Genomic DNA, 6,455 nt, shown 5'->3' with positions numbered 1-6,455 from the left:
CAACTATAAAAGCCAAAAAAGTGAGATGAAACTGAACTCACCCCACTATATTTACTCGCTATTCTATCTTTTAAATCCTTTCTTAAATGATTCAAAGATAGATTCTTTTTTACTTAATTTTTGTAATTGTTCATACAATGATTTTTCTTTACTAGAAAGTTTTGTAGGAATTTTAACTTCAACCTTAACCATTTGATCTCCGTATCCGTTTCCTCTTAAATCTTTGACCCCTTTACCTTTTAATCTTAAAGTTGTTCCAGATTGTGTTCCTGCAGGAATTTTAACTTTCACGTCACCTTGTACTGTTGGTACATCTACCTCACATCCTAAAGTTGCATCAACTGAACTAATAGGAATTGTAACATAAATATTACGTCCTTCACGAATAAAGTGTGTATTGTTTCTTACACGGATTTCTACAAATAAGTCACCATTAGATCCACCATTAGATCCTCTTCCACCTTTACCAGCAACACGTAATTGTTGACCATCATTGATACCAGCAGGGATATCTAATTGAACAGTAACTGTTTTTGTAATATATCCTTTACCATGACAGTCAGGACATTTAACTTTAATTTTTTTACCAGTACCATTACAATGTGGACATGTTGTTTGTGTTACAAATGTACCAAATGGAGATTGTTGTTGTTTAGAAACAGTTCCTGTACCATTACAATGCGAACATGTTTGTACATCGTTTGGTGTTTTTGCACCACTACCATGACAATGAGGACATTCTGCATCATAAGTTACTTTAATATCTTTTTTAACACCATTGATTGCATCCATGAAATCAATTTCTAGACGCATTAAATGATCATCACCACGACGTGGTCCATTTTGTCTTTGACGACGACTTCCCCCGCCACCAAAGAATGATCCAAAAATATCTCCTAAATCGACATCTTCAAAACCAAATCCACCAAAGCCACTGGCTCCAGCACCACCTGCACCTTGTTCAAAGGCTGCATGTCCATAACGATCATAAGCCGCTCTTTTATTATCATCAGATAAAACTTCGTAAGCTTCTTGAACTTCTTTAAATTTTTCTTCTGCATCAGGTTCTTTACAGATATCGGGATGATATTGTTTTGCTTTTTTACGGTATGCACGTTTTATTTCATCAGCGTTTGCTGTTTTTGAAATCCCTAAGACTTCATAAAAATCTCTTTTACTTGCCATAAAATCATCCTTTCTATAATACTTTTAAAAAACCAAGGAAGAACCTTGGTTTTTTAAGTGATTAGTTCTTTTCTTCGAAATCAGCATCAACAACATTATCATCATTGTTATTTGATGTTGTTTGTCCAGCACCACTATTAGGGTTTGCTTGTTGTTGTTGATAAGCATATGATGCCATTTGTTGAGCCATTTGTTCTAATTCTGACATTTTAGCTTCAAGAGTAGTCATATCATTGTTATCTAAAGCAGTTTTTAATTCAGTTTTTAATTGTTCTGCTTGTTGTTTTTGATTAGCATCAATCTTATCACCTTGTTCAGCTAAAGCTTTATCAATTTCATTGATCATTTGTTCAGCTTTATTTCTTGTTTCGATATCTTTACGTTTCTTTTCATCTTCAGCTTTATTAGCTTCAGCTTCTTTTACCATACGATCGATTTCTTCATCAGATAATCCTGTAGAGTTTTGAATAACGATCGATTGTTCTTTTTGAGTTTTTAAATCTTTAGCTTTAACATTTACGATACCGTTAACGTCAATTGAGAAAGTAACTTCGATTTGAGGTACTCCTCTTGGAGCTGGTTCGATACCATCTAATTTGAATAAACCTAATTGTTTATTATCTCTAGCCATTGATCTTTCACCTTGTAATACGTTGATATCAACAGCTGGTTGATTATCAGCAGCAGTAGAGAATACTTGTGATTTAGTAGTTGGAATTGTAGTATTTCTTTCAATCAATACTGTCATAACTCCACCCATTGTTTCGATACCTAATGAAAGTGGTGTAACATCTAATAATAAGACATCTTTAACGTCACCAGCGATAACTCCACCTTGGATAGCAGCACCCATAGATACAACTTCATCTGGGTTTACTGATTTGTTAGGTTCTTTTCCAAGTAAACGTTTAACAGATTCTTGAACAGCAGGAATACGAGTAGATCCACCAACTAATAATACTTGATCAATTTCACTTGGTTGCATTCCAGCATCACTTAATGCTTGTCTAACTGGTCCTTCAGTAGCTACAACTAAGTCTCTTGTAATTTCATCAAATTTAGCTCTTGTTAATGATAATTCTAAGTGTAATGGTCCAGCAGCACCAGCTGAAATGAATGGTAATGAAATTTGAGTTTGCATTACACCAGATAAGTCTTTTTTAGCTTTTTCTGCAGCTTCTTTAATACGTTGCATTGCCATTTTATCGTTAGATAAATCAATTCCGTTTTCTTTTTTGAATTCATCTACGATGTAGTCCATGATTTTCTTATCGAAATCATCCCCACCTAATTTATTGTTACCAGCAGTAGCTAATACTTCAAATGTACCATCAGCTAAGTCTAAGATAGATACGTCGAAAGTACCACCACCTAAGTCATATACTAATACTTTTTGTTCTTGATCTAATTTATCAAGACCGAATGCTAATGCTGCAGCAGTTGGTTCGTTGATGATACGTTCAACATCTAAACCAGCGATTTTACCAGCATCTTTTGTTGCTTGTCTTTGAGCATCATTGAAATATGCAGGTACAGTGATAACTGCTTTTGTTACTGTTTCACCTAAATAAGCTTCAGCAGTTGCTTTTAAGTTTTGTAAGATCATTGCTGAAATTTCTTGTGGTGTATAAGATTTACCATTTACGTTTTCTTTATGATCAGTACCCATATAACGTTTAACCGACATTACTGTATCAGGGTTTGTTACTGCTTGTCTTTTTGCAGCTTCCCCAACAATAATTTCACCATTTTTGAAAGATACAACTGAAGGAGTTGTACGATTTCCTTCTGGGTTTGCAATTACTTTTACTTCATTGTTTTCTAACACACTTACACATGAGTTTGTAGTTCCTAAGTCAATACCAATAATTTTTGCCATAATATAAATCCTCCTATTTTATTCACTTACTTTTACTAAAGATGCACGAATAACGCGATCTTTTAACATATAACCTTTTTGTAACTCTTCAACAACCATACCAGGTTTAAAGTTTTCATCACTTACAGTCATTACTGCTTGATGGAAGTTAGGATCAAATTCTTTACCTTCAGCTTCAATCACTTTAACTCCTTGGTTTTCTAATAATGTCATGATTTGTTTATAAATCATTTCATATCCTTTTAAGAAGTTTGCCACTTCTTCACTTGGATTTTCAATTGCTAATGATCTTTCAAAGTTATCAACGATTGGTAACATTTGTTCAATAAAACCTTGCATCATGAACTTTAAGTTATTTGCATGTTCATTTTGCATACGTCTTTTAATGTTTTCCATATCCGCAAACACTTTATAATAATCATTTTTCCATTTATCAACTTCACCTTGAAGAATTTTAATTTGATCTTCTTGATCAACTTTTTCCTCTTCAACAACTTCAGCCTCAGCTTCTTTGTTTTCTTCAACTTCTTCAGTTACTTCTTTTTCAACTTTAGTTTCCTCAGCCAATTTGTTCACCTCTATTTCTCATCTTGTTTATCTTCTAAACAAGCCTTTTCAATATTTTCAGATATATACTCTACTAATGCCACTACTTTTTCATAAGGCATTCTTGTTGGACCAATTACCGAAATAGAACCTTTTGATGTTTCCCCTGTTTTAAATGAAGCAGAGATTACTGAAACATCATTCATTTTTCCTAGAGGTGTTTCATTTCCAATATTGATTTGAATACCATCCTCACTCGATAATGGTAGAGTTTTCCACACTTTTGAATTTTCAAAAGCACTTACAAGTCTTCTTAATTTATCCACATCATTAAATTCTGGTTGATAGAGAATATTTTCTTTTCCAGAAAAATAAACACTATTTGAAGCAAATTTAACGAATGCTTCCAAAAACGCATTAAATAATTCTTCATGTTGCTTCACTTGCGTTGTAAGAATTGGTCGAACATCTCGTTCTAAACGAAATGCTACTTCACTGATAGGTGTTCCTATCAATAATTCATTCATCACATTAACACAACTTAATAAATCTTCCATTTCTACATCACTTGAAAATTGGAAAACTTTATTTTCAACATGACCTTGACTTGTAATGATAATTGCTGTTACACGTCCATCATCCAAAGGAACAACAGAGATGCGTTGCAGCATATCATCTGAAGCATTTCCTAATGCAACACTTGTAAGATGAGTTAATTCACTCAACATGTTACAACTTTCATGCACCATCTCATTTAAATTTCGACGATGCTTATTAATAATTGTAGCAACTTGATTTTTTGTTCCTTCATCCAAATCAACTTTTCCTAAATTATGAACATAGAAACGATAGCCTTCTTTAGAAGGTACTCTTCCAGAAGAAATATGTGTTTTTTCTAGATAACCATAATTTTCTAGAAAATTCATTTCATTACGAATCGTTGCACTTGAATAAGGAAGTTGATATTTTACCATCAATGCCTTGGATCCAACCGGTTCAGCATTTTCAATAAACTCTTCAACTATACATTTAAATATCAGCATTTGTCTTGCTGTTAACATCAAGTTCACCACCTTTAGCACTCCTATTTCTCTTGTGCTAAATACATTATACATTTTATTTTAGCACTGTCAATAACTTGGTGCTAAAAAATCAAAAAAAATCGTAAAATAAAGAACCTCTGTCTACTTAACAGAGGCCCTTAACTTTCAACCCATTTAATACTTACATCTTTACCATGATGGGCAAGTCCTATATAAATGACTTTTCCTTTTAATCCATAATCATATTTATTATCCTTGATTTGTTGAATAGCTTTATTAGATAATTCATCTAATGCTTTTTCAAGATCTTTTTTATCTTCTTTTAGATATTTGAATTCTAAGACGAATGATGTTTTCTTTTCATCTTTGGCTTTTAAGATGAGATCATCTCTTCCTTTTCCTACTTCTCTATTAGAAATGATTTCATAATCTTTATTTAAACATAAACACATTCCTAGCATCATCATATGATAACTGTTTTCTTTCTGTAAATCATGATAACTTGGTACCATTAAGATTTCTTGATAGCTTTCTAAAAATGTTTCTTGATCTTCTTTGGTTAGACTTTCAGTTACTGTATCTAATGTTCCACTGCTTAATCCTAACTGATATTCTGTCAGTTTTATAAATTCCTGTTCGACTTCTTTATTTGGTATTTCGATACAATATTTACCTTTTAAAAGATCTATTTCTTTTGTAACTGTAAGATACCCTGCATTGACAAACAATCCCCATAAAGTTGAATTATCCGCTTCTTCAAAGAAACTTGTCTGCATTGAAACATAGGTATCTAACTTACCATCTTTAATGAGTTTATCATATTGATTTTTAAATGTATAGCTTGCTTGTTTCAAAGCTGTCTTGATCATACTGTTGGCACTGGTATTGACCCAATAAGATGTCAATTCTTTTGTATCAACATAATTTAATAATGACCATGGATTATAGATATCTCGATTGCCTATATGATAGCCATCATACATCTCTTTGACTTTATTATTTAATTCTAATCCATAGTATTCTAGTAATTCTTTTGTTTCATCACTGTCAAAGCCAAAATAAGCAGCATAACGTTGATCCGTTACATCACAAACAACAAGATTATTTAAATCACTGAAGATATTTTCTTTAGCTACTCTTTGAATACCTGTAATAAAGGCATACTTTAAACTGTTCGATGTTTTAAGAGAATTATGAAGCAAACCTGATAATCCTCCTCTTACTTCTTCATAGAACCCTTTTGTATGTGCTTCTATAAAAGGTGTATCATATTCATCAATAAAGACCATTACTTCCTTATGATAGTAATCTTGTAATTTATCCATTAAAAAAGCTATCGCATCATTTATTCCTACAAGACTTCCATCTTCTGTTTGTGTTAATATTTTTAATAGGGATTGATATATTGGTAAATCAAACTCATCTAAACCTTTAAAGATATATTTATATTTTTTCCATTGCTTTAATATTTGCATCTTTATTGTGGAAACAACCGCTACTTTATCTCTTTTTGCATCCGCAAAAGAGATAAAGATCGTTGGATATTGATTTATTTCACTTACATAAGGTGTATCCATGATTTTAGTACCTTTAAAGATTTCTTTAGAATCTTTCGTAATATCAAAGAATTCTGACATCATTGACATATTAATTGTTTTTCCAAATCTTCTAGGTCTTGTAACAAGTGTTACTTCTGATCCTATTTCTAAAAAATCTTTAATCATTAACGTTTTATCAACAAAGTAGTAATTTTCTTCTTTAAGCTTACTAAAACTTTTTATTCCTGTTGGTATTTTCTTCAT

General features: G+C 32.0%; 5 protein-coding genes. All 5 read right to left on the bottom strand.

Annotated features, from left to right (window positions below; genetic code table 11):
• Positions 1–63: 63 nt before the first annotated feature.
• A complete protein-coding gene (gene dnaJ / locus LJD34_RS06490) occupies positions 64–1,185 on the bottom strand; it encodes a molecular chaperone DnaJ (protein ID WP_227359479.1) in 1,122 nt (373 codons plus the stop codon).
• 61 nt (positions 1,186–1,246) lie between these two features.
• Positions 1,247–3,064 carry a molecular chaperone DnaK gene (gene dnaK, locus LJD34_RS06485; RefSeq protein WP_227359478.1) on the bottom strand — a complete coding sequence of 606 codons (1,818 nt, stop codon included), beginning with the start codon at positions 3,062–3,064 and terminating at the stop codon, positions 1,247–1,249.
• 18 nt (positions 3,065–3,082) lie between these two features.
• Complete coding sequence (gene grpE, locus LJD34_RS06480; RefSeq protein ID WP_032091580.1) at positions 3,083–3,640, bottom strand: nucleotide exchange factor GrpE; 558 nt, start codon at positions 3,638–3,640, stop codon at positions 3,083–3,085.
• Between the two features lie 2 nt (positions 3,641–3,642).
• Positions 3,643–4,671 (bottom strand): heat-inducible transcriptional repressor HrcA, encoded by a 1,029-nt coding sequence (hrcA, locus tag LJD34_RS06475; RefSeq protein WP_032091581.1) that lies wholly within the window; start codon positions 4,669–4,671, stop codon positions 3,643–3,645.
• 140 nt (positions 4,672–4,811) lie between these two features.
• On the bottom strand, positions 4,812–6,455 hold the full coding sequence (locus LJD34_RS06470) for an AAA family ATPase (protein WP_227359477.1): 1,644 nt from the start codon (positions 6,453–6,455) through the stop codon (positions 4,812–4,814).

This window comes from Faecalibacillus sp. MSK20_93 (assembly GCF_020589945.1).
GTDB lineage: Bacteria > Bacillota_I > Bacilli_A > Erysipelotrichales > Coprobacillaceae > Faecalibacillus > Faecalibacillus intestinalis.
Note: the sequence above shows the minus strand (reverse complement) of the source record. Positions and strands in the feature narration are given on the sequence as shown.

Coding starts and splice junctions, on each gene's coding strand:
- LJD34_RS06470 (WP_227359477.1), bottom strand. CDS start 6,455: ATGAAGAAAATACCAACAGGAATAAAAAGTTTTAGTAAGCTTAAAGAA.
- dnaJ (WP_227359479.1), bottom strand. CDS start 1,185: ATGGCAAGTAAAAGAGATTTTTATGAAGTCTTAGGGATTTCAAAAACA.
- hrcA (WP_032091581.1), bottom strand. CDS start 4,671: ATGTTAACAGCAAGACAAATGCTGATATTTAAATGTATAGTTGAAGAG.
- dnaK (WP_227359478.1), bottom strand. CDS start 3,064: ATGGCAAAAATTATTGGTATTGACTTAGGAACTACAAACTCATGTGTA.